Origin of the sequence: Enterobacter sp. KBR-315C3_2022, from assembly GCF_041399425.1 — a bacterium.
Lineage (GTDB): Bacteria > Pseudomonadota > Gammaproteobacteria > Enterobacterales > Enterobacteriaceae > Enterobacter.
The window spans coordinates 56,792-82,123 of sequence record NZ_JBGKEB010000009.1; the positions used below are offsets into that span (position 1 = coordinate 56,792).

The window sequence follows — 25,332 nt, forward strand, 5'->3', positions numbered from 1 at the left end:
AATGACAGGAGATGTCCATGAGCGAGCAAACCATTCGTTTAACGCAATACAGCCACGGAGCCGGTTGCGGTTGTAAAATTTCCCCGAAGGTGCTGGAAACCATCCTGCACAGCGAGCAGGCGAAGTTTGTCGACCCGAACCTGCTTGTCGGTAACGAAACGCGCGACGACGCCGCGGTGTATGACCTGGGTAACGGCACCAGCATTATCAGCACCACCGATTTCTTTATGCCGATCGTCGATAACCCGTTCGATTTCGGGCGCATCGCGGCCACCAACGCCATCAGCGATATTTTCGCGATGGGCGGCAAGCCGATCATGGCGATCGCGATCCTGGGCTGGCCAATCAATACCATTCCGCCGGAAATTGCCCGCGACGTGATTGAGGGCGGGCGCTTTGCCTGCCAGCAGGCGGGCATTGCGCTGGCGGGCGGCCACTCTATCGATGCGCCGGAGCCGATCTTTGGCCTGGCGGTCACCGGCGTAGTGCCGACCGAGCGCGTGAAGCGCAACAGCACCGCGCAGGCGGGCTGTAAGCTGTTCCTCACCAAGCCGCTGGGCATTGGCGTGCTGACCACCGCCGAGAAAAAATCCCTGTTAAAGCCGGAGCACGTTGGGCTGGCGACGGAGGTGATGTGCCAGATGAACCTCGCGGGCGCGGCGTTCGCCAATATCGACGGCGTGAAGGCGATGACCGACGTAACCGGATTCGGCCTGCTCGGCCACCTGAGCGAAGTATGCCAGGGCGCGGGCGTACAGGCGCAGGTCTGGTATCAGGACGTGCCGAAGCTGCCGGGCGTGGAAGCGTACATCGCGCAGGGCGCGGTGCCGGGCGGAACGCAGCGCAACTTTGCCAGCTACGGTCACCTGATGGGCGACATGCCGGGCGAGTGGCGCGATCTGTTGTGCGATCCGCAAACCTCCGGCGGCCTGCTGCTGGCGGTCACGCCGGAATCTGAAGCCGAGGTACAGGCAACGGCCGCGGAGTTCGGCATCACCCTGACCGTCATCGGCGAGCTGGTTACCGCCCGCGGCGGCCGTCCGATGATTGAGATCCGCTAAGTCGATGCGGTTGTTTATTGCCGAAAAGCCGAGCCTGGCCCGCGCCATTGCCGACGTGCTGCCTAAGCCGCACCGTAAAGGCGATGGCTTTATCGAATGTGGTAACGGGCAGGTGGTCACCTGGTGTATTGGTCACCTGCTCGAGCAGGCGCAGCCGGACGTCTACGACAGCCGCTACGCGCGCTGGAACCTCAACGATCTGCCCATCGTGCCGGAAAAATGGCGCCTTCAGCCGCGTCCCTCCGTCACCAAGCAGCTCAACGTGATTAAGCGCTTCCTGCACGAAGCGTCTGAAGTTATCCACGCGGGTGACCCGGACAGGGAAGGGCAGCTGCTGGTGGACGAAGTGCTGGATTACCTTGAGCTGGCGCCGGAGAAGCGCCAGCAGGTGCAGCGCTGCCTGATCAACGACCTCAACCCGCAGGCGGTCGAGCGCGCCATCTCGCGCCTGCGCGCCAACAGCGAATTTATCCCGCTGTGCGTTTCGGCGCTGGCCCGCGCCCGTGCCGACTGGCTCTACGGAATCAACATGACCCGCGCCTACACTATTCTCGGGCGTAACGCGGGCTATCAGGGCGTGCTCTCCGTTGGGCGCGTGCAGACCCCGGTACTTGGGCTGGTGGTGCGCCGCGACGAGGAGATTGAGAACTTCGTCGCCAAAGATTTCTTTGAGGTGAAGGCGCACATCGTCACCCCGAAAGAGGAGCGCTTTACCGCCGTCTGGCAGCCGAGCGACGCCTGCGAATCGTACCAGGATGAAGAGGGGCGCCTGCTGCACCGCCCGCTGGCGGATCACGTGGTCAACCGCATTACCGGCCAGCCCGCCATCGTCACCAGCTATAACGATAAACGGGAATCAGAACCCGCGCCGCTGCCGTTCTCGCTGTCCGCCCTGCAGATTGAGGCGGCCAAAAAGTTCGGCATGAGCGCGCAAAACGTGCTGGATATCTGCCAGAAGCTTTACGAAACCCACAAGCTGATCACCTATCCGCGCTCGGACAGCCGCTATCTGCCGGAAGAACACTTTGCCGGACGCCACTCGGTGATGAACGCTATCGGCGTGCATGCGCCTGACCTGCTGCCGCAGCCTGCCGTTAACCCGGACACCCACAACCGCTGCTGGGATGACAAAAAGGTGGATGCTCACCACGCCATCATCCCGACGGCGCGTACCAGCAGCGTTAATCTGACCGAGAACGAATCGAAGGTTTATGGCCTGGTCGCCCGCCAGTACCTGATGCAGTTCTGCGCGGACGCGGTGTTCCGCAAGTGCACCATCGAGCTGGAGATTGCCAAAGGCAAGTTCGTTGCCAAGGCGCGCTTCCTCGCGGAGGCGGGCTGGCGCACGCTGCTCGGCAACAAGGAGCGCGACGAGGAAAACGACGGCACGCCGCTGCCGGTGGTGGCGAAAGACGACGAGCTGCTGTGCGAGAAGGGCGAAGTGGTTGAGCGTCAAACCCAGCCGCCGCGCCACTTCACCGACGCTACGCTGCTCTCAGCCATGACCGGGATTGCCCGCTTCGTGCAGGACAAAGATCTGAAAAAGATCCTGCGCGCGACGGACGGTTTAGGCACGGAAGCGACGCGCGCGGGGATCATCGAGCTGCTGTTCAAGCGCGGGTTCCTGGAGAAAAAGGGGCGCTATATTCACTCTACCGAGCCGGGCAGGGCGCTGATCCACTCCCTGCCGGAGCTGGCCGCCAGGCCGGACATGACGGCGCACTGGGAGTCGGTGCTGACGCAAATCAGCGAAAAGCAGTGCCGCTATCAGGACTTTATGCAGCCGCTGGTCGGCACGCTGTATCAACTGATCGATCAGGCGCGCAGCACGCCGGTGAAGCGGTTCAGAGGAATGGTTGCGCCGGGCGGCGGCGCGAAGAAGCCGTTCAAAAAGAAAAAGAGTGCGGCAGCCTCTTAAACCGTAGTCCGGGTAAGGCGAAGCCGCCACCCGGCGAAAAGCAGTTCTGCGGCCTGAAAAAAGCCCGGTGGCGCTAACGCTTACCGGGCCTACAGGGGCAAGAATGCAGCGAAACCTTAAATCACGCCCTGCCCAATCATCGCGTCCGCCACCTTCACGAACCCGGCAATGTTCGCGCCGCGCACGTAGTTGGTCTGCGACGCCTCGCCGCCGTACTCCACGCATGAGTGGTGAATATCCAGCATGATGTGGTGCAGGCGCGCATCCACTTTCTCCGCCTTCCAGCCCATGCGCGCGGCGTTTTGCGCCATCTCCAGGCCGGACGTCGCCACGCCGCCCGCGTTCGCGGCCTTGCCCGGCGCGAACAGCACGCCCGCGTCAAGGAACAGGTCGGTGGCTTCGATGGTGGTCGGCATGTTTGCGCCTTCCGCCACCGCCTTTACGCCGTTGGTGATGAGCGTGCGCGCGGCCTCGGCGTCCAGTTCGTTCTGCGTGGCGCACGGCAGGGCGATATCCACCGGCACCGCCCACGGCTGTTTACCTTCCAGGTAGGTCAGGCCAAACTCGCGGGCATAGTCGGCCACGCGGCCGTCGCGGCTGGCTTTGATTTCACACAGTCGCGCCAGCTTCTCCGCCGTAAAGCCGGCCTCGTCTACCACCGTGCCGCTGGAGTCCGAGGCGGTAATGACCCGCGCGCCAAATTCCATCGCTTTTTCGATAGCGTACTGCGCCACGTTGCCGGAGCCGGACACCGCCACGCGCATCCCTTCGAAGCTCAGGCCGTGACGCTTGAGCATCGCCTCGGTGAAGTAGACCAGGCCATAGCCCGTCGCTTCCGGGCGAATCAGGCTGCCGCCGAACGACAGCCCCTTGCCGGTAAAGACGCAGGCGCTGTTGTTGGAGAGCTTTTTCATCATCCCGGCCATAAAGCCGACTTCGCGACCGCCCACGCCGATATCGCCCGCGGGCACGTCGGTATCCGGCCCCAGGTGGCGATAAAGTTCGGTCATCAGCGCCTGGCAGAAGCGCATCACTTCCCCTTCGCTTTTGCCTTTCGGATCGAAATCGCTGCCGCCTTTGCCGCCGCCCATCGGCAGGGTGGTCAGCGCGTTTTTAAACGTCTGCTCGAAGCCGAGGAATTTTAAAATCGAGAGGTTCACGGAAGGGTGGAAGCGCATTCCGCCCTTAAACGGGCCGATCGCCGAGTTAAACTGCACGCGCCACGCGCGGTTGACCTGCACCTGATTGCGGTCGTCGACCCACGTCACGCGGAACTGAATGACGCGCTCCGGCTCGACCAGGCGCTCGAGCAGCGACATCTGGCGATAGCGCGGGTTCTCTTCAAGAAACGGCCACAGGGTGGTCATTACTTCGCGTACGGCCTGCGCAAACTCGCTTTGATGCGGGTCGCGCCGTTGAACATGGTTAAGAAAATCTTCCAGAGAGCGTGTCTGATCCATAGATATAAGAACCTCTTATAATGCGTAGATGTTTTGTGTTGTTTTTTTGACTATACCACCCGCACCGCTTCGCGAGGCAAGCGGAAATTCCGCCAGAAAGGGAAATTCATTACGCGGCGTCTGTCATAACCAAAAGCGATGGCGAGATAAATTAAAGGTCGGGCCGTTTTTTACCGTTATAGTCATTATCAGAAGACAACAGGAAGAGACGTCTATGAATCGTTATGTAATTACCGCGCTGCTGGCCCTTTTAACCGCAGGCGCGCAGGCCGACCGCATTCGCCCGGACGTGGAGGTCAACGTGCCGCCAGAGGTGTTTAGCTCCAGCGGGCAGCGCGCGCAGCCGTGCAACCGGTGCTGTATTTATCAGGATCAGAATTATTCGGAAGGGGCGGTGGTAAAGGCCGAGGGCGTTCTTCTCCAGTGCCAGCGCGACGAGCGCACCGTCAGCACGAACCCGCTGGTCTGGCGGCGCGTAAAAGAATAAACGCCTCAAGCAGGGGAATATCGGCGGGGGCCAGATCGTAGCCAAACGCCTCCTCCGGCGTACACCACGCCAGCCGCGCGTGGTAATGCGCCGTGGGCTCGCCGCAAAAGGTCGGCACGTGCCAGGCGTGGAGGTTTATCAGGCGCTGCGACACCTCGCGCTGGTGGCTCGCCACGTAATCCGCGGGCCGGGCCTCGATGCCCAGCTCTTCGCGAAGCTCGCGGATCAGCGCCTCCGGCTGGGTCTCCCCGGCCTCCACTTTTCCGCCCGCGAACTCCCACATTCCCGGCTGGTCGGCGTGGGCAGGGCGCTGGGCCAGTAAAATATTGCCGTCTTTTTCAATAATGGCCGCCACAACTTCGAGTGTTTTCAGCATAAGTGTCAATACTTAATAATCAAAACCGACATATTATCGTGCCCCTTCAAAGAGTCCAGCCGTCAGGAGAATCAGGTGAAAGAGACGTCCGCCTGGGTGAGCCCCATCAACAACATTCCCGCCAGCCTTAAGCCTATCGCCGCCATGCAGAAAAAGCATTTCGGCGCGGTGCTCAATCCCACCCGCTGGTGGGGCCGCATGCCGCGGTTGTTCTGGCTGGTGGCGCTGTTCGTCGGCTTTCTGGAGCGGCGCGGCGCGCGCCTTAGCCCGGTGCTGCGCTCGCTGCTGATGACCCGCGTGTCGCAGCTTTGCCACTGCGCGTTCTGTATTGATGCCAACAGCCTGCGCCTGGCGGAGCGAGCGGGCGCGCTGGATAAAGTGCAGGCCGTGAGCGACTGGCACGCCTCCGCGCTGTTCAGCGAGGAAGAGCGCGCGGCGCTGGCCTATGCCGACGCGGTCACCGCCACGCCGCCCCGCGTGGACGAGGCCACAAAGGCCGACCTCAAGCGCCACTTTACGGATGCCGCCATTACCGAGATGACGGCGCTGATTGCGTTCCAGAACCTCTCCGCCCGCTTTAACGCCGCGCTGGAGATCCCCGCGCAGGGGCTGTGCGACAGAGCCAAAGGAAAGCCGCATGCTTGATCGTCACCTGCACCCGCGCGTCAAGCCCGCGCTCGGCCGCCTGGCCGCCGCGCTGGATACGCCTTTTATCTCACCGGATGGCCTCACCCTGACCGGGTTTGCCATCGGCGTGCTGGCGCTGCCGTTTCTGGCGCTGGGATGGTATCAAGCGGCGCTGGCCGCCATTGTCTTAAACCGCCTGCTGGACGGTCTGGACGGCGCGCTGGCGCGCCGCAGAGGGCTGAGCGACGCCGGGGGATTTCTGGATATCGCGCTCGATTTTCTGTTCTACGCGCTGGTGCCGTTTGGCTTCGCCCTCGCCGCGCCCGCTGAGAACGCGCTGGCGGCCGCCTGGCTGCTGTTCGCGTTTATCGGCACCGGGAGCAGCTTCCTGGCGTTTGCGGCGCTGGCCGCGAAGCACGATATTGATAACCCCGGCTATGCGCATAAGTCGTTTTACTACATCGGCGGGTTAACGGAAGGGACGGAGACGATCGCGCTGTTCGTGCTGTGCTGCCTGTTTCCGGCGCACTTCGCGCTGTTTGCGTGGGCGTTTGGCGCGCTGTGCTGGCTGACCACCACAACGCGCATCTGGAGCGGCTACGTGACGCTGAAGGCACTCAGGCCCTAGCGCACGCTCTCCGGCCCGCGCTCGCCGGTGACGGTTGGGTTTTTCGGGTCGGCGCTCCATTCGTACCAGCCGCCGTCGTACACGGAGACGTTTTTCCAGCCCATCGCCCGCGCGTACATGAAGGTTTCCGACGCGCGCCAGCCCGTACCGCAGTAGAACGCTACGTGCTGCTCCGGCAGGATATTCCAGGTTTTCCACATCGCGGCGATGTCGTCCGCGCTGCGCATGGTGCCGTCAGGATTGTGGAAATCTTCCATGTGGGTCGCATCGCTGCCCGCGTGTCCCCAGCGCGCGCCCGCAATTTCACCTTTTGGCTTGATGTAGCTATAGCCGCTGGTTTCGCCGATAAACTCCGGCCACGAGCGAATGCTGACCAGCGACGCGTCCTGTCGATTGAGCATGCCGCGCGCCTGTTCCATATCGACCATCAGCTGAGGCTGGCCGGGGATGGGGGCACCAAAATCGGGGGCCGGTTTCACCTTCGGCGGCATGCCGCGCTCGACCGGCAGCCCGGAATCTGACCAGCTCTTCCAGCCGCCATCCAGAATACGCACGTCCTTAACGCCCGCGTACAGCATAATCTGCGCCACGCGCGCCGCCGCGTAGACGTCGCGGCCGTAGAGGATCACCGTGGTGTCGTGGCGAATGCCGTGTTTTGCCAGCAGCGCTTTCAGCCTGTCGTCGGAGACCTTATTCCACAGCGGCTCGCTCTCGACGTCGTTGGTATCGATGTAGTCCGCGCCGGGGATATGGTTCAGCAGATAAAATTTCGGCGCGCCCCAGGCGGCTTCAATCACCTTCCAGTCGCCCTTCGGCGCGGCAACCACCGGTTTGTCCTGCTGCAGCTGGTGGATCCACTGCGGATAAACCAGCTGCTCGAAGTGCGGCAAACGCTGCAGGCGCTCGGCGGACTGGAGGGCGTCGCTCAACGCGGAAATCTGCGTAAAGCCCGCTTTTTCCAGCCGGGCCCGGACGGCCTGGTTATCGCTTTCGCTGCCGTAGAGCGCAATCGGCCTGTCGGCGGCAAGCTGATGGCCTTTTGCCCACGCGGCAATCTGCGCGTCGCTCATCGCACCGAGCCACGAGGCGGAAAGGTTCAGCGCGTCGGGTTCATGCCCGGAAGGCGCGCTCAGCGCCTGCGGCCAGCCGTTATAGAACGCGCTGGGGCGGGTATCAATCACCGCGCCGTGCTGCTGTTGCAGCTGCTCAAGCGTGAGGGAGTGGGGCATGTTGGCCGCCAGGGAAGAGAATGAGGCGAGGCCGCAGAGCAGGGCCAGCGCGGTCAGTTGAGAAACACGTTTCATCGAAAATCCTGACACAGAAAATTGAGGGCGTCATTGTCGTCTTTCCCGTCGCGGAAAACATTGCGTTAGCACATTATTGCCAGCGAGAAAGCGCGATCACCTGGCCGCCGGGCGGTATATCGTTTTCATCATGCGTGACCAGCACCGCCGGGATATTGCGCGCGCGAAGGGCGTCAAAGACCCACGCGCGGAAGGTGGCGCGCAGCGCGCTGTCGAGGCGGCTGAACGGCTCGTCCAGCAGCAGCGCGCGCGGCTCGGCAAGCAGGGCGCGCAGCAGGCTCACCCGGGCACGCTCGCCGCCGGAGAGCGTTGCGGGATCGCTGTGATAATGATGATTCAGCCCGGCCGACGCCAGCGCCGCCTGTACCGCCTCCCGACGCGCCTTTCCGGCCGCGCGCGCGGGCAGCGCCAGCAGCAGGTTTTGCCCAACGCTGAAGTGGTCAAACAGCAGCGCGTCCTGAAAAAGAACGCCGATTCCCCGCTGCTCCGTGGGCAACCCGTCGCAGCGGCGATCGTCCAGCCATAGCTCGCCCTGCGCCTGAAAATCGGCGGAAAGCGCGCCCGCCATCCACGAAAATAGCGTTGATTTCCCGCTGCCGGAGGGGCCCATCAGCGTGACAATCTCGCCGCGCGGCACGCTAAAATTCACCCCGCGAAACAGCGGTTCAATGGTGAGGTCGGTAACGTTCAGCATCAGCGTAATCCTTGTCGATAGCGCCCGGCGAGGCGGGACAGCAGCGCGGCCACGCCGAACGCGCCGCCCGTTAACAGCAACAGCCCCAGCGCGCGGCTGGCGAGCACCGGCACGCTGCCGCCGCTGCTGAGCGCGACGGCCTCGGTGGTCAGGGTGGCGAAGCGTCCCGCGCCGAGCCACAGCGTGGGCATGTACTGGGCCATGCTCACCGAAAACCCGGTGGCGAACGCCAGTAGCGCCGGGCGAAGCAGCAGGGGACATTTTAGCAGGCAGAAGATTTTTCCGCGCGACCAGCCCAGCGTTCTGGCGGTCAGGATCAGCCGGGGATCGAGCCTGCGCCACGCGGGCTGCAGCATCAGCAGCATCCACGGCAGCACCCACAGCAGGTGGCTCCACAGCACGGCGGCGTATTCCCCGTCCAGGCCGAGCCGCAGCGCCAGCGCGTACTGGCCTGAAACGAGCGGAAGGGCGGGAAGCGCCAGCGGCAGCCAGATCCACAGCGCACCGCGCCGGGGGCCCCACTCAAGCCAGAGGAAAATAACCGCCAGGGCGATCGTACTCGACAGCAGGCCCAGGGACAGGCTGGTGCTGACAAGCGCCAGGGCGGCACCGTCGTCGCGCGCCAGCGCAACCAGCACGACCGTACACAGGATGCCGCAGGCGGGCAGCAGCCAGCCCAGCGCGCGTTCGGGAAGCGGGGCGTGCGATATCCGTCGAACGCCGGACAGGTTCGGCACCGCGCGCCGCCAGGCTCTCCACAGGCCGTAGCCCAGCGCGGCCAGCGCCGCCAAAAGCGCCAGCAGAAGCAGACACAGCAGCGTGCCCTTAACCTGCTGGGCCTCATCGCCCTGGCTCAGCCAGTGCCAGGCCAGCACCGCCAGCGTCGGCGGGTTCCCCGGCCCGAGAACGATCGCCACGTCGACGGCCGAAAGTGACCAGGCCAGAACCGCGAGCATCACCGCGCCCAGCGCCGGGGCAATTGCCGGAATGACCAGCCAGGCCAGGCGCTGCAGCCTCCCGTAGCCGAGGGTTTGCAAGACCACGTTCTGCTGTGCCAGCCGCTGCTCCGGCAGCACCGCGCAGATGGCCCACAGCACGAAGGCGCTCTCCTTAACGGCGAGCGCGATCCCAAGCCCCACGCCGTAACGGTCCAGCTGGGGCGTGCAGAGCGTGCAGAATTGGTAAAAAAGGCCGCCCTCGGCAAACACCAGCAGCACGCTGGTGGCAAACGCGACGTGGGGCACGGCCAGCAGCCACGGCAGGCGGCCGCTCAGGCGCTGCCAGCGCTCGCCGGGCCAGAGCAGGGCGACGAACCCGAGCGCGATAAGCAGCGCGCCGAGCGTGGCAATCAGGGTGGAAACCAGCGTGGCGGCCAGCGCCTGGGACAGCTGCGGATCGCCGAGAAGCAACTGCCACCCGGCAGAGGAGAACGCCGGAGCCAGCAGCATAATGACCGCGGGCACGAGCGGCACGTAAATCACCGCCATCGCCAGCCGGGCAAGGCCGCCTAGCGCGTACCGTAGCGGCGAAGCCATTCCTGCTCCAGCGCGTTGACCCAGGCGGCGTGCGGTTCGGCCAGCACCGGCGGCAGGCCCGCGGGCGTAAAGGCGGCAAGCGCTTTTGCCTCATCGGCGGGAAGCCTGCTCGCGTCCAGCACGCTCGGATCGCCCCAGACGGCGGGATCGGCCTTGCGGATCTGCGCCTGCGGGGAGAGCAGGAAGTTGGCGACCACCTTCGCCCCTGCGCTGGCGCTGGCGTTTGACGGGATCGCCACGAAGTGGACGTTGCCGAGCATGCCGTTACGAAAGCCGAAGCTATAGCTGTCTGACGGAAGCTCGCCGCTGGCCACCTTCTGCTGAGCGTGGGCCGGGTTAAAGGTCAGCGAGAAATTGAGGCTGCCGCTGGCTAACAGCGCGTCCATCCTGGCGGGTGACGGCGGAAAATCTTTCCCCTCGCGCCACAGCAGCGGGTGCAGGGCGTCGAGCCAGGCCCACAGCGGCGCGGTGACCTGCGCGAAGTCGGCGTACGGCGCTTTTTTTAGCGCGTCAGGGCGTTCGGTCAGCGTCAGGAGCATCTGCTCAAGAAACGCGGTGCCGGTAAAGTCCGGCGGGCGAGGGTAGCTCACCTTGCCCGGATGCTGCTGCGCGTACGCCAGCAGCGCCTGCGGATCGGCGGGCGGCGTCGGCGTGCTGGCCCGGCGGGCGATGAAGGTGAGCTGCGCGCCGCCCCACGGGGATTCCGCCCCCTCGGTGGCAACCGCAAAATCTTCCGTCACCGGCTTTTGGGTATCGACGTAGCGCCAGTTCGGCAGCGCCTGCGCCCACTGGGTTTGCAGCAGACCGGCCTCCTTCAGCGTGCGGAAATTCTCTCCGTTAACCCACAGCAGGTCGACCGAGCCGTTGGCGTCGCGCCCCGCGGCATGTTCCGTCTGAATGCGCTTGACCGCGTCGGCGGCGTCAGCCAGGCGCACGATCTTCAGGTTAATCGCGTAGTGGGTTTTCATCTCGCCGCTTACCCAGTCGAGATAGCGGTTTACCGCCGGGTCGCCGCCCCAGGCGTTAAACCAGACCGTCTGGCCTTTAGCCTGCTGTTGAACGGCGTGCCAGCCGTCCGCTGACATAGCGGGGGCCGCGAAGAGCAGGCCCGTCAGAATCGCGCAAAAACGCACACGGCGCATAATGCCTCACTTTTTGGTCGAAGAGGGATAACGGGAAAAGAGCCGGCGGGTAACCAGCGGAAATAACCCCAGCAGTGTAAAGGCAACGATCAGCCCAGGCGACAGAATATCGCGCAGTGAGGTGATATTACCTAATGCGCGTCCGGCGTTAAGGAAGATAACCGTGGCGGGCAGCATCGCCAGCTGGCTAACCCACCAGTAGCGGCGCACGCCAAGGCGCGTCAGCCCCATCAGCAGGTTGACCAGGAAAAAGGGGAACAGCGGCATCAGGCGCAGGGCAAAAAGATAGCGCGCGCCGTCGCGATCCATACCGGCGTCGACCGTTTTCATCTGCGCGGCAAACCGCTGCTGGACCCAGTCGCGCAGCAGGTAGCGGCTGGCGAGCATCGCCAGCGTCGCGCCGAGCGTGGAGGCAAACGACACCAGCAGCACGCCCTGCCACAGGCTGAACAGCGCGCCGCCGAGCAGCGTCAGGATCGCCGCGCCCGGAATCGAGAGCGCGGAAACCAGCACGTACACCGCAAAGTAGAGCAGCGCGCTCAGAACCGGCGCGTGATTAACCTGCGCAATCAGCGCGTGCTGGTGAGCTTTGACGGTATCGAGCGAGAGCGTGCCGGGCGGCAGAAAGTGAAACGCAAGAATAAAGGCGCCCAGAAGGGCGCACAGGAAGAAAATTTTACGCATGGTCACGCGGCGTTACAGCTTGAATTTCGCCCATACCGGCGCATGGTCCGACGGTTTTTCCATGCTGCGGATGTCGTAGTCAATCCCGGTTTCAACGCAGCGCTCGGCCAGCGGCGAGCTTGCCAGCAGCAGGTCGATGCGCAGGCCGCGGTTGTCGTCGAAGCCTTTTGAGCGATAGTCGAACCATGAGAAGCGATCCTGCGTCTCCGGGTTAGCGGCGCGGAAGGTATCCACCAGGCCCCAGCCGATCAGGCGGTCCATCCACTCGCGCTCTTCCGGCAGGAAGGAGCATTTGCCGGTGCGCAGCCAGCGCTTGCGGTTCTCTTCACCGATGCCGATGTCCAGATCGGTCGGGCTGATATTCACATCACCCATGATCAGCACCGGATTCTCTTTTTTCAGCTCGGTGGTCAGGTAGTTTTGCAGGTCCTGATAAAACTTCGCCTTGGCCGGGAACTTGGTAGGATGATCGCGGCTTTCGCCCTGCGGGAAATAGCCGTTAATCACCGTGATGTTGCCCAGCGGGGACGGAATTTCCGCCATGATTATGCGGCGCTGCGCTTCTTCGTCATCGCCCGGGAAGCCGCGACGCACCGATACCGGCGTCTCTTTGGTTAACAGCGCCACGCCGTAGTGGCCTTTCTGCCCGTGATAGAAGACGTTATAGCCCAGCTTCGCCACCTCTTCGAGCGGGAACATATCGTCGTGGACCTTTGTCTCCTGCAGGCCGATCACGTCAGGCTGATGTTGCTCAACAATCGCTTCAAGCTGGTGAGGGCGGGCACGCAGGCCGTTGATATTAAAAGAGACAAATTTCATAGTCGCTGCCAATGCAAGGTGAATAGTGCAGGGATGGTAGCAGAATTTGCCGCGTCTGGTATCGGGATCGACCAATAACTGCAACAGATAACGCCAACGGTGCAATATTTGCACCATTTCGATGCGCGCTGCCCCCGAAAGGGGCGTAAACGACCCGTAAATTTCGCGAGCGATCACAATTCCAGAATTATATTTGGCCTCTGCATACTCTTTCTGATTTTCGTGCGGCAAAGCGCCGCTTGTCATAAAAATATTCACTTTTTATGCAATAACAGTGAATAAATCCATATTGTAACCCTTTGATATTCTGTCGGCTCAACCCGTTTATGCATTTTATCGCTGGCTGGCACGAAGGCTGCAATCTACATTCACAGTGCAAACACTCAAATATTTAACATTTAAACAACTTTTTATTTACCGGATGAGGTCGCTATGTCTCTGTCAATTACGCGTGAAAACTTTGATGAATGGATGATGCCGGTTTACGCCCCGGCGGCTTTTATTCCGGTACGTGGGGAAGGCTCGCGCCTGTGGGATCAGCAGGGCAAAGAGTATATCGACTTTGCGGGCGGGATTGCGGTGAATGCGCTGGGCCACGCGCACCCGGCGCTGCGTCAGGCGCTGAACGACCAGGCGGCAAAGTTTTGGCATACCGGCAACGGCTATACCAACGAGCCTGCGCTGCGCCTGGCGAAAAAGCTGATCGACGCCACCTTCGCGGAGAAAGTCTTTTTCTGTAACTCGGGGGCGGAAGCCAACGAGGCGGCGCTCAAGCTGGCGCGCAAATACGCCCACGATAAGTTTGGCGCGCACAAGAGCGGCATCGTGGCGTTTAAGAACGCCTTCCACGGCCGCACGCTGTTTACCGTGAGCGCGGGCGGCCAGCCGTCCTACTCGCAGGACTTTGCGCCGCTGCCGCCGGACATTCGCCACGCGGCCTATAACGATCTCGACTCTGCCCGCGAGCTGATTGATGACAACACCTGCGCGGTGATCGTCGAGCCGATGCAGGGCGAGGGCGGCGTGGTGCCCGCGCAGAAGGCCTTCCTGCAGGGGCTGCGCGAGCTGTGCGATCGCCACAACGCGGTGCTGATTTTTGACGAAGTCCAGACCGGCGTGGGCCGCACCGGCGAGCTGTATGCCTACATGCACTACGCCGTCACGCCGGACGTGCTCTCCACGGCGAAGGCGCTGGGCGGCGGCTTCCCGGTAGGGGCGATGCTGACCACCGATAAATTCGCCAGCGTGATGGTTGTCGGCACGCACGGCACGACGTACGGCGGTAACCCGCTGGCCACGGCGGTAGCCGGGCAGGTGCTCGATATCATCAATACGCCGGAGGTGCTCAGCGGCGTGAAGCAGCGCCACGCGTGGTTCGTGGAGCGCCTGAACGCCATCAACGCGAAGACCGGCCTGTTCAAAGAGATCCGCGGCCTGGGCCTGCTGATCGGCTGCGAGCTTGCGCCGGAGTTTGCCGGAAAAGCGAAGCTGATTTCACAGGAAGCGGCGAAGCTGGGCGTGATGGTGCTAATTGCCGGTGCCAGCGTGGTGCGCTTTGCTCCGGCGCTGGTCGTAAGCGAAGAAGAAATTCGCACCGGGTTAGATCGCTTCGCGCTGGCCTGTGAAAAAGTGAAGTCTGAGGTGTCATCATGATGGTCATCCGTCCCGTTGAGCGCGGCGATATCGCGGCGCTCATGCAGCTTGCCGGTAAGACGGGAGGCGGGCTGACCTCGCTTCCCGTTGATGAGAAAACGCTGTCGGCGCGCATCGAGCGCGCCCTGCAAACCTGGCAGGGGACGTTGCCAAAAAGCGAACAGGGCTACGTGTTCGTGCTGGAAGATACCGAGACCGGAACGGTCGCCGGGATTTGCGCCATTGAGGTGGCGGTGGGGCTTAACGACCCGTGGTACAACTACCGCGTCGGCACCATGGTTCACGCCTCGAAAGAGCTGAACGTCTACAACGCGCTGCCGACGCTGTTTCTTTGTAACGATCACACCGGCGCCAGCGAGCTCTGCACGCTGTTTCTCGACCCGGACTGGCGCAGGGAGGGCAACGGCTACCTGCTCTCGAAATCGCGCTTTATGTTTATGGCCGCCTTTCGCGACCGCTTTAACGAAAAGGTGGTCGCCGAAATGCGCGGCGTGATCGACGACACCGGCTATTCGCCGTTCTGGGAAAGCCTGGGCGAACGCTTCTTCTCGATGGAGTTTAGCCGCGCGGACTATCTGTGCGGAACCGGGCAGAAGGCGTTCATCGCCGAGCTGATGCCGAAGCATCCTATCTATACCCATTTCTTAACCCCGGAAGCGCAGGCGGTGATTGGCGAAGTCCATCCGCAAACCGCGCCTGCGCGCGCGGTGCTGGAGAAAGAGGGATTCCGCTACCGCAACTACGTCGACATCTTTGACGGCGGGCCGACGCTGGAGTGCGACATCGACCGCGTGCGCGCGATCCGCAAAAGCCGCCTCGTGCAGGTGGCAGAAGGCCAGCCCGCGCCGGGCGACTGGCCCGCCTGCCTGGTGGCAAACGAGCATTACGAAAACTTCCGCGCCATGCTGGTGCGAACCAACCCGAAATGCGAGCGCCTGGTGCTGACCGCCGCGCAGCTCGATGCCCTGAAATGCAATGCCGGCGACGCGGTTCGCCTGGTGCGGCTCTGTCCTGAGGAGAAAACAGCATGACTTTATGGATTAACGGTGACTGGGTCACGGGCGAGGGCGAAGCGCGGGTTAAAACCAATCCGGTGGGCAGCGAGGTGCTCTGGCAGGGCAACGACGCCAGCGCGGGGCAGGTTGAGCTGGCCTGCACCTCCGCCCGCCGCGCGTTCCCGGCGTGGGCCAAACAGCCTTTCTCCGCGCGCCAGGCGATCGTTGAAAAATTTGCCGGACTGCTGGAGGCCAACAAAGCCGAGCTGACGCGCATTATCGCGTCCGAGACCAGCAAGCCGCGCTGGGAGGCGGCAACCGAGGTGACGGCGATGATCGGCAAAGTCGCGATTTCGGTGAAGGCTTACCACACCCGCACCGGCGAGCAGCACACCGAGATGCCCGACGGCGCCGCCACGCTGCGCCACCGGCCGCACGGCGTGCTGGCGGTGTTTGGCCCGTATAACTTCCCCGGCCACCTGCCGAACGGGCATATCGTGCCCGCGCTGCTGGCGGGCAACACCGTGATCTTCAAGCCGAGCGAGCTCACGCCGCTGACCGGAGAGGCGGTGGTGAAGCTCTGGGAGCAGGCGGGCCTGCCGCCGGGCGTGCTGAACATGGTGCAGGGCGGGCGCGAAACGGGTCAGGCGCTGAGCGGGCTCGCCGACGTTGACGGCCTGCTGTTTACCGGCAGCGCCGGAACGGGCTATCAGCTGCACCGCCAGCTGGCCGGGCAGCCGGAAAAAATTCTGGCGCTGGAGATGGGCGGCAACAATCCGCTGATCGTGGAAGATCCCGACGATATTGATGCGGCGGTGCATCTGACCATCCAGTCGGCCTTTATTACCGCCGGACAGCGCTGCACCTGCGCGCGCCGCCTGCTGGTGAAGCGCGGGGCGCAGGGGGATGCGTTCCTCAAGCGCCTCGTCGAGGTGAGCGCGCGGCTGGTTCCGGCAAAATGGGACGCCGAGCCGCAGCCGTTTATCGGCGGGCTGATCTCCGGGCAGGCGGCGCAGAACGTGCTGAAAGCCTGGCAGGAGCACGTTGCGCGCGGGGCGAAAACCCTGCTGGAGCCGAAGCTGGTTGAGCCGGGGACGTCGCTGCTGACGCCGGGCATTATTGAGATGAGCGGCGCAAGCCGCGTGCCGGACGAAGAGGTCTTCGGCCCGCTGCTGTGCGTCTGGCGCTATGACGATTTTGACAGCGCTATCGCGATGGCCAATAACACCCGCTACGGCCTGTCGAGCGGGCTGATTTCGCCGCAGCGCGAGAAGTTTGACCAGCTGCTGCTGGAGGCGCGCGCCGGGATCGTCAACTGGAACAAACCGCTGACCGGCGCGGCGAGCACCGCGCCGTTTGGCGGCGTGGGGGCGTCGGGCAACCATCGCGCCAGCGCGTGGTATGCCGCTGATTACTGCGCGTGGCCGATGGCGAGCCTGGAAACGCCCGCCCTGACGCTGCCCGGCACGCTCAGCCCTGGCCTGGATTTTTCGCAGGGAGACGATCATGAAAGCGCGTGAGGTTAACTTTGACGGGCTGGTGGGGCTGACGCACCACTACGCCGGGCTGTCGTTTGGCAATGAGGCCTCGACGAAGCACCGCTTTCAGGTCTCCAATCCGAAGCTGGCGGCGAAGCAGGGGCTGCTCAAGATGAAGGCGCTGTCGGACGCCGGTTTCCCGCAGGCGGTGATCCCGCCGCAGGAGCGCCCGAACGTGACCGTTTTGCGCCAGCTCGGCTTTAGCGGCACTGATGAGCAGGTGGTCGAAAAGGCGGGCGCGCATACGCCGCATCTGCTCTCGGCGGCCAGCTCGGCGTCCTCTATGTGGGTGGCTAACGCGGCAACCGTCGCGCCGTCGGCGGATACGCTGGACGGCAAGGTCCACCTGACGGTCGCTAACCTCAACAACAAGTTCCACCGCGCCACGGAAGCGGAAACCACCGAGCGGGTGCTGCGCGCCATTTTTGATCATGACGCCCATTTCGAAGTGCATCAGGCGCTGCCGCAGGTGGCGATGTTTGGCGACGAAGGCGCCGCGAACCATAACCGCCTGGGCGGTGACTACGGCGAGCCGGGCCTTCAGCTCTTTATCTACGGGCGCGAAGAGGGTGGCCATTCTGCCCCGACGCGCTATCCGGCGCGCCAGACGCTGGCGGCAAGCCAGGCCGTCGCGCGTCTGAACCAGGTGAATCCGTCGCAGGTGATGTTTGCCCAGCAAAATCCGCACGTTATCGACCAGGGCGTGTTCCATAACGACGTGATCGCCGTCTCCAACCGCCAGGTGCTGTTCTGCCACGAGCAGGCGTTTGCCCATCAGGACAGGCTGCTCGCCGCGCTGCGCGAGCGGGTGCCCGGCTTTACGCCGATTCAGGTGCCCGCTGGGGCGGTCAGCGTGCAGGATGCGGTCGAAACCTACCTCTTTAATAGCCAGCTGCTGAGCCGGGATGACGGCAGCATGACGCTGGTTCTGCCGCAGGAGTCGCGCAACCACGACGGCGTGTGGCGCTATCTGAGCGAGCTGGTGCAAGACGATAACCCGATCGACGAGCTGCGGGTGTTTGATCTGCGCGAAAGCATGGCCAACGGCGGCGGTCCGGCCTGCCTGCGCCTGCGCGTGGTGCTGACGCAGGATGAAATGCAGGCGGTCAATCCTGCGGTGATGATGAACGACGCGCTGTTTAACAGCCTTAACGACTGGGTGGAGCGCTACTATCGCGACCGGCTCACCCAGGCCGACCTGGTTGACCCGCAGCTGCTGCGCGAAGGGCGCGAGGCGCTGGACGCGTTGACCAAAATCCTGCGCCTGGGATCGGTTTATCCGTTCCAGCGCTAAGGGGAGGGTATGGAAAATTTACTGGCGCTGACGCTGGCGAACGACGTACCGGCGCAGCGCGAGGGGGAAGGCCCCTCATTTCGCTGGCGCTGGCTGGAGCGCGGCGTGCTGGAGCTGACGCCGTTTGAGGAGGGCGAGCGGTCGCTGCTGCTCTCGTCCGGCATTCACGGCAACGAAACCGCACCGGTCGAGATTGTCGACCTGCTGCTGCGCGCGCTGTACCGCGGTGAGATTAGCCTGCGCTGCCGCGTACTGGTGGTGCTCGGCAACCCGCCGGCGCTGGCGCAGAATAAGCGCTACCTCGAAAGCGATCTTAACCGCATGTTCGGGGGGCGCTGGGCGCAGTTCCCGCAGGGGGAAGAGACGGCGCGCGCGCAGCGGCTCGAGCAGGCGGTGAGCGCGTTTTTTGCCGCCGCCGGGCCGGACCGCTGGCATCTTGACCTGCACACGGCGATCCGCGCGTCGTACCACGTGCGCTTCGGCGTGCTGCCCCAGCGCGATCGACCATGGGATGACGATTTCCTGGGCTGGCTTGGCGACGCGGGGCTGGAGGCGCTGGTCTTCCACCAGGCGCCCGGCGGCACCTTTACCCACTTCACCTGCGAAAAGCACGGCGCGCTGGCCTGCACCCTGGAGCTGGGGAAAGCGCTGCCGTTCGGGCATAACGACCTCGCGCGCTTTGCGCCAACCCACGCCGCGCTGCGGGCGCTGCTGGGCGGGACCGCGTGTGAACGCTCGCCCGAGCCCCCGGTGCGCTATCGCGTGGTGCAGCAAATTACGCGCCGCAGCGAGGATTTCCGCCTGCATATGGCCGCGCACACGCTGAACTTTACGCCGTTCCGCCAGGGCGTGCTGCTGGCCGAGGACGGAGAGGAGCGCTACGAGGTGCAGAAAACGACGGAGTATGTTCTCTTCCCGAATCCCGCCGTGGCGTTTGGCCTCCGGGCCGGGCTGATGCTGGAGAAAATAGCCTGATTGCGGACCCTCTCTTTTAATGCGAGGGGCCGCAGGCGTTTTATTTTTCTTGAGCATAAGCGCGATTGCCGATCTTTTGCAGATTATTCCTGGAGAATTGCTTTATTAATAATCTCTCTTTGGATATACTTCTTCATAATCTCTTTAAAATCATCTGTTTGAATATTTTCGTTGCAACTCTCCACGCTTTATCCTTAATTTCTCCATATTTGGCGGAAAACTGTTTTATACACTTTCATTGTTTTACCGTTGCTCTGACTAATTGACGATAAACCCCGTAAAGTTAATCTCGTCAACACGGCAACACGCCGAAGAATAACTGAAAGTAAGGAAATAATTATGCGTAAGTTAACTGCACTGTTTGTTGCTTCTACCCTGGCTCTGGGCGCTGCAGGTACGGCGTTCGCAGCGGACACCGCTACCACCACGGCCGCGCCTGCTGAAGGCAAAATGATGATGCACCATAAAGGCAAGCCGGGTATGCATCACGACATGATGTTTAAAGACCTGAACCTGACCGACGCGCAGAAGCAGCAGGTGCGCGACATCATGAAAGGCCAGCGCGACCAGATGAAGCGTCCGCCGCTGGAAGAGCGCCGCGCAATGCATGACATTATCGCCAGCGACAGCTTCGATAAGGCAAAAGCCGAAGCGCAGATCGATAAGATGGCCGCGCAGCACAAGGCAATGATGCTGTCCCGCATGGAGACCCAGAATAAGATCTACAACATTCTGACCCCGGAACAGAAAAAGCAGTTTAATGCCAATTTTGAGAAGCGTCTGACAGAACGTCACGCGCCGGAAGGTAAAATGCCAGCACCAGCCGAATAATCGGCTCACTCTCTTAAGACCGCCGGGATCCTGTCCACAAAAGCGTAACCGCTGTGGGCAGGACCGGCGGTTTTTCTATGCCCCGCTTGCCAGGCGCAATAAGCGCGGTATTTCCGTCGCAACGCCTCAAAGAATGTTCAGCAGAGTCATGGCGTTAGATTTTTTTTACGCCCGGCTAAGGCATGCCCCTCCGCTGCCGATAATAGCTAACGATAACAATCGAAACCGCCGCGGTGGCGAACCGCGGCTTTGGCGCAGGTTGCGCCCTTCAGGAGTGGTGATGGAATTCTTTGATATTCGCAAGATGCCGGTCAGCCTGTGGCGCAACGGTGCCGGAGAGACGCGCGAGATTTGCTGTTTTCCTCCCGCGACGCGTGATTTTTCGTGGCGCGCCAGCATCGCTTCTCTCGCCAGCAACGGCGAATTTTCCTCTTTTCCGGGCGTCGAGCGGGTGATTACCCTTCTTGAGGGCGGCGAAGTTACGCTGGACGCGGGCCGCGCGTTTTGCCATACCCTCAAACACCATCAGCCGTACCGTTTTTCTGGCGATCTGCCGGTTAAGGCGCAGCTCACCGAAGGCCGGATGTCGATGGATTTCAATATCATGACCCGCCGGGAGCATTGCCAGGCGAAGGTGCGCGTGGCCGATCGCACCTTCACCACCTTCGGCTCGCGGGGCGGAGTGATTTTTGTGCTAAGCGGGGCGTGGCAGCTTGGCGAGAAATTGCTGACCGCCGAGCAGGGGGCGTGCTGGGAGGAGGGCGTACACACCCTCCGCCTGCTGGAGTCCAGCGGCAGGCTGCTGTTCAGCGAGATTACCTGGCTGCCGGGCCACTAAGCGAAACGATCTCGTATTGGCCGCCTAACAGCGGCTTGCAGAGGATTTTATAGCCGTCCTGATCGAATCCGGCGGGGGCGCGCAGCAGCCCGGCGGCGTCGGTTAAATTTTCAACCGCGCCCAGCCACAGCCAGTTGTGAATGATGTGATAATGCGTAAGGCCATCGCCGCACTCCTTCAGCGCAACGGCGCCTTCCCACGGCCAGCAGTTGACGCTAATCGATGCCAGTCCGGCCATAAGCCGCGCCTGATGATCCTCGACGGGCTCTTTTCCGCAGCACGCGCCCGCGCAGCGCTTGAGCGCAGAACGGAAGCAGGCGCGCCCGCGGGTGGTGGCTTCCAGCCCCAGCAGGCCGTAGCAGAGCTTAAGCTCGTCGGCGAGGGTTTGCAGCGTCTGCAGCGCGGCGCGCTTGTTGGCAAACAGCCCGTACAGGTTTGGCGTGCGGGAGAAATCGACTTCCCGGGCGTACACCACCTGCGGCCTGCCGTCGACGATCTGCAGCGAACAGAGCTGGCGATTGCGGCGCAAACGCTTGTTGAACAGCGGCTGCTGCTCCTTGATGAGCCGGGCTTCGAGCAGCAGCGCGCCGAGTTCGCCCGCCGTCTGAACCCAGGTGATGCGACGCGACTGGCGCAGCATCGCGGCTTCATCCGGCGTGCGCAGATGCGAGAGCACCCGGCTGCGGATATTGACGCTTTTGCCAATATAGAGCGGCATGGTGTCGCTTTCGCCATGAAAAAAATAGACGCCAGGCTGCTTTGGCAGCGCTTCAAGCCAGGGGCGAAGATGCTCGGGATATTCATAGATGGCCGCCGCTTCGAACTCAAGACGCGGGGCGGATTGACGCCTGCTCACATAGTGCTCCGTATACTGTTCAGGTATACAGTGTAGCAGGTGTTGGGTGGTTAAAAAAGAGCCGGGTGGCGCTGGTATGTGCGGACTGATGCTCTCACCCCAACCCTCTCCCACGGGAGAGGGAGAAAATGCTTGCTTTTATTTCCAGAAATCGTCAAACACCGTAATCGGCGTATGGCGCTTGTGCTCGGTTTTCAGATACCAGCCTTCGATGATTTTTGCGGTCGCTTCATCCAGCGTTTTGCCTTCCAGATAATCATCAATGTTATCGTAGGTCACGCCGAGCGCGGCTTCGTCCGGCAGGGAGGGGCGATCGTCCTCGAGGTCAGCCGTTGGCGCTTTCTTATAGAGATGCTCAGGGCAGCCCAGGGCGGCAAGGAGCTGCTTGCCCTGGCGCTTGTTCAGACGGAAAATCGGGTTAATGTCCGTGCCGCCATCGCCGTACTTGGTGAAGAAGCCGGTGATGGCTTCCGCCGCGTGATCCGTACCCGCCACCACGCCTTTGGTCATGCTTGCAATGCTGTACTGCGCCTTCATGCGCTCGCGCGCTTTTTCATTGCCGCGCACAAAATCGCTCAGCTCGATGCCCGCCTCGCGCAGCGCCTGTTCGCTTGCCAGCACCGCGCCCTTAATATTGACGGTCAGCACGCGGTCGGGCTGGATAAAGGCAATCGCGTCCTGACAGTCCTGTTCGTCTGCCTGCACGCCGTAGGGGAGGCGAACCGCGATAAACTGCAGCGCGCTGTCGCCGGTCTCTTCACGCAACTCGGTGATGGCCATCTGGCACAGCTTGCCGGTGAGGGTGGAATCCTGACCGCCGCTGATGCCCAGCACGATGGATTTCAGGAACGCGTTTTTTTTCAGATATGACTTCAAAAAATCAACGCTTCGGCGGATCTCTTCTTGCGCATCAACCGCAGGCTTTGCGCCCAGCGCCTGAATAATGTCTTGTTGCAGAGCCATAACGCCCTCCCTATGCAGAACGAAACAGAAAGTATAATCCGTTAAAACTACCCGTTTGGGCGAGAAACGACAAGGATCACAGTTTTGAGTGCGCTAATTTGCGACGTTTTAGCAGGTTATCGTTGTTTTATTGGAATTTTCCGAAATTCGTCTGGCGAAAATCACAAAGTTGATGAATCGTGATTTTTATTCCATGCTTAGTTAACACGCTGATAAACAAGAGGACGGAAAATGAAAAAGAATGTAGCAGGAATTTTAAGTGCAGCGGCGGTTCTGACTATGCTGGCAGGGTGTACGGCTTACGATCGCACCAAGGATCAGTTTACTCAGCCAGTGGTGAAGGACGTTAAAAAGGGCATGACCCGCTCGCAGGTTGCCGCGATTGCCGGTAAACCTTCGTCGGAAGTCACCATGATCCACGCGCGTGGTACCTGCCAGACCTACATCCTGGGTCAACGTGATGGTAAGGCAGAGACCTATTTCGTCGCGCTGGATGATACCGGACACGTCATCAATTCAGGTTACCAGACCTGTTCTGAATACGACACCGATCCACAGGCACCTAAGGCTCAGTAACCCTTTCAGCCTGAGGATGTTAACAAACCGGCCAGCAGGCCGGTTTTTTTACGCCCGTACGAATCTTATTTCTTCCCGCGAATTATTTGGCCGAAATGTGAAGGGAGTCAACAAGCCAGGTCAATGAGAGACAATTTGAGTCTGTTCAGAATTATCCTCCGCCTGTACCATTGCGTATACTCACTTCAACGACAAACAATGTTAAGCAAACTGCCCGTCAGCCAGGATAGCGAGTCGAGTGATAGCACGACGGCGGGTGGTCAAACAAGAGGGAAGTTGCGATGGAAAAGAAACATATTTATCTGTTTTGCTCTGCGGGCATGTCAACCTCACTGCTGGTGTCCAAAATGCGCGCGCAGGCTGAAAAGTATGAAGTTCCCGTGGTAATTGAAGCGTTTCCGGAAACCCTGGCGGGTGAGAAGGGACAGGCAGCGGACGTCGTGCTGCTGGGGCCGCAGATTGCCTACATGCTGCCCGAAATTCAGCGTTTGCTGCCAAACAAGCCGGTAGAGGTTATTGACTCCGGGCTGTACGGCAAGATTGATGGTTTAGGTGTTCTGAAAGCTGCTGTTGCAGCGATTAAAAAAGCTGCAAATTAATTATTTTATTTTTCCCGTCAAAGAGTAATTTCACACACAATACGCCGTAACGCTTGTTGCGGCATTTAAGGGTATTTACCTATGAGTAAAGTCATCGCTTCACTTGAAAAGGTACTCCTTCCTTTTGCTGTTAAAATAGGAAAGCAGCCTCACGTTAATGCCATCAAAAACGGCTTTATTAAATTAATGCCGTTAACGCTGGCCGGGGCCATGTTCGTTTTAATTAACAACGTTTTCCTGAGCTTTGGCGAAGGTTCCTTCTTTTATTCATTAGGAATACGGTTAGACGCTTCCACCATTGAAACCCTTAATGGTTTAAAAGCCATCGGCGGCAACGTATATAACGGTACGTTAGGTATTATGTCGCTGATGGCGCCTTTCTTTATTGGGATGGCGCTGGCGGAAGAGCGTAAAGTGGATCCGCTGGCCGCGGGATTATTATCCGTTGCCGCATTTATGACCGTGACGCCGTATAGCGTAGGTGATGCCTATGCGGTAGGGGCCAACTGGCTCGGTGGCGCAAACATTATTTCCGGTATTCTGATTGGCCTGGTGGTGGCAGAAATGTTCACCTTCATCATTCGCCGCAACTGGGTTATTCGCCTGCCGGATAGCGTTCCGGCCTCTGTATCTCGTTCTTTTTCCGCGTTGATTCCGGGCTTCATTATCCTCTCCATCATGGGGATTATCGCCTGGGCGCTCTCTCACTGGGGCACGAACTTCCACCAGATCATCATGGACTCTATCTCAACGCCGCTGGCGTCGATGGGTAGCGTGGTCGGTTGGGCGTATGTCATCTTTACCTCCCTGCTGTGGTTCTTCGGCGTGCATGGTTCACTGGCACTGGCGGCGCTGGACAGCGGTATCATGACCCCGTGGGCACTGGAAAACGTTGCGCTTTACCAGCAGTACGGCTCCGTTGACGCGGCGCTGGCGGCCGGTAAAACCTTCCATGTGTGGGCGAAGCCGATGCTGGACTCCTATATCTTCCTGGGCGGTACCGGGGCGACGCTGGGTCTGATCATCGCGGTCTTTATTGTCTCTCGTCGCGCTGACCACCGTCAGGTTGCGAAGCTGGCGCTGCCGTCAGGTATCTTCCAGATTAACGAACCGATTCTGTTTGGTCTGCCGATCATCATGAACCCGGTGATGTTCATTCCGTTCGTACTGATTCAGCCGCTGCTGGCCGCGATTACCCTGACCGCGTACTACCTGGGTATTATCCCGCCGGTCACCAACATCGCACCGTGGACCATGCCGGCCGGTCTGGGCGCATTCTTTAACACCAACGGTAGCGTCGCCGCCTTCCTGCTGGCGATATTCAACCTCGGTATAGCCACGCTGCTCTACATGCCGTTCGTGGCGATTGCGAACAAAGCGCAAACCGTTATCGACGAAGAAGAGAGCGAAGAGGATATCGCCCTCGCACTGAAATTCTAAAGTTGCACGGCGCGGGGCAGCCCGCGCCGGTCATAAGGA

24 protein-coding genes and 1 pseudogene are annotated in these 25,332 nt (G+C 61.4%); 15 read left to right on the forward strand and 10 right to left on the reverse strand.

What is annotated here, in order from left to right; translation table 11 throughout:
• Window positions 1-17 precede the first annotated feature (17 nt).
• Window positions 18-1,061, forward strand: coding sequence for a selenide, water dikinase SelD (selD, locus tag AB8804_RS11530; protein WP_371186151.1), 1,044 nt, complete (start codon window positions 18-20; stop codon window positions 1,059-1,061).
• 4 nt (window positions 1,062-1,065) lie between these two features.
• The gene (locus tag AB8804_RS11535) at window positions 1,066-2,979 is read left to right on the forward strand and encodes a DNA topoisomerase III (protein WP_371186154.1); all 1,914 of its coding nucleotides are present in this window, start codon (window positions 1,066-1,068) and stop codon (window positions 2,977-2,979) included.
• Window positions 2,980-3,095: 116 nt separating this feature from the next.
• On the opposite strand, the gene gdhA is transcribed toward AB8804_RS11535, so the two are convergent.
• A complete protein-coding gene (gene gdhA, locus AB8804_RS11540) occupies window positions 3,096-4,439 on the reverse strand; it encodes an NADP-specific glutamate dehydrogenase (RefSeq protein ID WP_371186156.1) in 1,344 nt (447 codons plus the stop codon).
• 214 nt (window positions 4,440-4,653) lie between these two features.
• Between gdhA and AB8804_RS11545 the strand changes: the two genes are divergently transcribed.
• Complete coding sequence (locus AB8804_RS11545; RefSeq protein ID WP_371186158.1) at window positions 4,654-4,926, forward strand: YnjH family protein; 273 nt, start codon at window positions 4,654-4,656, stop codon at window positions 4,924-4,926.
• On the opposite strand, the gene AB8804_RS11550 is transcribed toward AB8804_RS11545, so the two are convergent.
• Window positions 4,886-5,302, reverse strand: a complete 417-nt coding sequence (locus tag AB8804_RS11550) for a pyrimidine (deoxy)nucleoside triphosphate diphosphatase (protein WP_371186160.1) — start codon at window positions 5,300-5,302, stop codon at window positions 4,886-4,888. The two genes, AB8804_RS11545 and AB8804_RS11550, sit on opposite strands and share 41 nt — an antisense overlap.
• A gap of 75 nt (window positions 5,303-5,377) precedes the next feature.
• Here AB8804_RS11550 and AB8804_RS11555 point away from each other — a divergent pair, with 75 nt between their 5' ends.
• Together AB8804_RS11555 and AB8804_RS11560 are read left to right on the forward strand one after the other, a co-directional pair.
• Window positions 5,378-5,947, forward strand: coding sequence for a carboxymuconolactone decarboxylase family protein (locus AB8804_RS11555; protein ID WP_371186162.1), 570 nt, complete (start codon window positions 5,378-5,380; stop codon window positions 5,945-5,947).
• Window positions 5,940-6,557, forward strand: coding sequence for a CDP-alcohol phosphatidyltransferase family protein (locus AB8804_RS11560; protein ID WP_371186164.1), 618 nt, complete (start codon window positions 5,940-5,942; stop codon window positions 6,555-6,557). Before AB8804_RS11555 ends, AB8804_RS11560 begins: the two co-directional genes overlap by 8 nt.
• On the opposite strand, the gene AB8804_RS11565 is transcribed toward AB8804_RS11560, so the two are convergent.
• The 6 genes from AB8804_RS11565 to xthA all read right to left on the reverse strand — a co-directional run bounded on the left by AB8804_RS11565 (window position 6,554) and on the right by xthA (window position 12,735).
• A complete protein-coding gene (locus tag AB8804_RS11565; RefSeq protein ID WP_371186166.1) occupies window positions 6,554-7,861 on the reverse strand; it encodes a rhodanese-like domain-containing protein in 1,308 nt (435 codons plus the stop codon). The two genes, AB8804_RS11560 and AB8804_RS11565, sit on opposite strands and share 4 nt — an antisense overlap.
• A gap of 73 nt (window positions 7,862-7,934) precedes the next feature.
• Window positions 7,935-8,555: an ATP-binding cassette domain-containing protein gene (locus tag AB8804_RS11570; RefSeq protein WP_371186168.1), complete on the reverse strand. Its 621-nt coding sequence runs from the start codon at window positions 8,553-8,555 to the stop codon at window positions 7,935-7,937.
• Complete coding sequence (locus AB8804_RS11575) at window positions 8,555-10,090, reverse strand: thiamine ABC transporter permease (RefSeq protein WP_371186170.1); 1,536 nt, start codon at window positions 10,088-10,090, stop codon at window positions 8,555-8,557. The genes AB8804_RS11570 and AB8804_RS11575 overlap by 1 nt, the downstream gene beginning before the upstream one ends.
• Window positions 10,063-11,223 (reverse strand): ABC transporter substrate-binding protein, encoded by a 1,161-nt coding sequence (locus AB8804_RS11580; protein WP_371186433.1) that lies wholly within the window; start codon window positions 11,221-11,223, stop codon window positions 10,063-10,065. Before AB8804_RS11580 ends, AB8804_RS11575 begins: the two co-directional genes overlap by 28 nt.
• Before the next feature lie 15 nt (window positions 11,224-11,238).
• The gene (locus AB8804_RS11585) at window positions 11,239-11,916 is read right to left on the reverse strand and encodes a TVP38/TMEM64 family protein (RefSeq protein ID WP_371186435.1); all 678 of its coding nucleotides are present in this window, start codon (window positions 11,914-11,916) and stop codon (window positions 11,239-11,241) included.
• 12 nt (window positions 11,917-11,928) lie between these two features.
• Window positions 11,929-12,735, reverse strand: a complete 807-nt coding sequence (gene xthA / locus AB8804_RS11590; protein WP_371186172.1) for an exodeoxyribonuclease III — start codon at window positions 12,733-12,735, stop codon at window positions 11,929-11,931.
• 432 nt (window positions 12,736-13,167) lie between these two features.
• On the opposite strand from xthA, the gene AB8804_RS11595 reads away from it, so the two are divergent.
• The 7 genes from AB8804_RS11595 to ves all read left to right on the forward strand — a co-directional run bounded on the left by AB8804_RS11595 (window position 13,168) and on the right by ves (window position 20,859).
• A complete protein-coding gene (locus AB8804_RS11595) occupies window positions 13,168-14,388 on the forward strand; it encodes an aspartate aminotransferase family protein (protein WP_371186174.1) in 1,221 nt (406 codons plus the stop codon).
• On the forward strand, window positions 14,385-15,419 hold the full coding sequence (astA, locus tag AB8804_RS11600) for an arginine N-succinyltransferase (RefSeq protein ID WP_371186176.1): 1,035 nt from the start codon (window positions 14,385-14,387) through the stop codon (window positions 15,417-15,419). The genes AB8804_RS11595 and astA overlap by 4 nt, the downstream gene beginning before the upstream one ends.
• The gene (gene astD / locus AB8804_RS11605) at window positions 15,416-16,903 is read left to right on the forward strand and encodes a succinylglutamate-semialdehyde dehydrogenase (protein ID WP_371186178.1); all 1,488 of its coding nucleotides are present in this window, start codon (window positions 15,416-15,418) and stop codon (window positions 16,901-16,903) included. The genes astA and astD overlap by 4 nt, the downstream gene beginning before the upstream one ends.
• The gene (gene astB / locus AB8804_RS11610; protein WP_371186180.1) at window positions 16,890-18,215 is read left to right on the forward strand and encodes an N-succinylarginine dihydrolase; all 1,326 of its coding nucleotides are present in this window, start codon (window positions 16,890-16,892) and stop codon (window positions 18,213-18,215) included. The genes astD and astB overlap by 14 nt, the downstream gene beginning before the upstream one ends.
• A 9-nt stretch (window positions 18,216-18,224) precedes the next feature.
• Window positions 18,225-19,190: a succinylglutamate desuccinylase gene (gene astE / locus AB8804_RS11615; protein ID WP_371186182.1), complete on the forward strand. Its 966-nt coding sequence runs from the start codon at window positions 18,225-18,227 to the stop codon at window positions 19,188-19,190.
• Between the two features lie 339 nt (window positions 19,191-19,529).
• Window positions 19,530-20,021, forward strand: coding sequence for an ATP-independent periplasmic protein-refolding chaperone Spy (gene spy, locus AB8804_RS11620; RefSeq protein ID WP_371186184.1), 492 nt, complete (start codon window positions 19,530-19,532; stop codon window positions 20,019-20,021).
• A 280-nt stretch (window positions 20,022-20,301) separates the two neighbouring features.
• Complete coding sequence (ves, locus tag AB8804_RS11625) at window positions 20,302-20,859, forward strand: environmental stress-induced protein Ves (protein WP_371186186.1); 558 nt, start codon at window positions 20,302-20,304, stop codon at window positions 20,857-20,859.
• On the opposite strand, the gene cho is transcribed toward ves, so the two are convergent.
• The gene (gene cho, locus AB8804_RS11630; RefSeq protein WP_371186188.1) at window positions 20,837-21,715 is read right to left on the reverse strand and encodes an excinuclease Cho; all 879 of its coding nucleotides are present in this window, start codon (window positions 21,713-21,715) and stop codon (window positions 20,837-20,839) included. The genes ves and cho overlap by 23 nt on opposite strands.
• 138 nt (window positions 21,716-21,853) lie before the next feature.
• Entirely contained in the window at window positions 21,854-22,678 is an 825-nt protein-coding gene (gene nadE / locus AB8804_RS11635; RefSeq protein ID WP_371186190.1) for an ammonia-dependent NAD(+) synthetase, read from the reverse strand.
• Window positions 22,679-22,909: 231 nt separating this feature from the next.
• Here nadE and osmE point away from each other — a divergent pair, with 231 nt between their 5' ends.
• The 3 genes and pseudogenes from osmE (at window position 22,910) to chbC (ending at window position 25,293) form a co-directional block, all read left to right on the forward strand.
• Window positions 22,910-23,254: an osmotically-inducible lipoprotein OsmE gene (osmE, locus tag AB8804_RS11640; protein ID WP_371186192.1), complete on the forward strand. Its 345-nt coding sequence runs from the start codon at window positions 22,910-22,912 to the stop codon at window positions 23,252-23,254.
• 269 nt (window positions 23,255-23,523) lie between these two features.
• Window positions 23,524-23,853: pseudogene (locus AB8804_RS11645) on the forward strand (PTS sugar transporter subunit IIB); the annotation flags it as partial.
• A gap of 81 nt (window positions 23,854-23,934) precedes the next feature.
• Window positions 23,935-25,293 carry a PTS N,N'-diacetylchitobiose transporter subunit IIC gene (gene chbC / locus AB8804_RS11650; protein ID WP_371186194.1) on the forward strand — a complete coding sequence of 453 codons (1,359 nt, stop codon included), beginning with the start codon at window positions 23,935-23,937 and terminating at the stop codon, window positions 25,291-25,293.
• The last annotated feature ends 39 nt before the right edge of the window (window positions 25,294-25,332 follow it).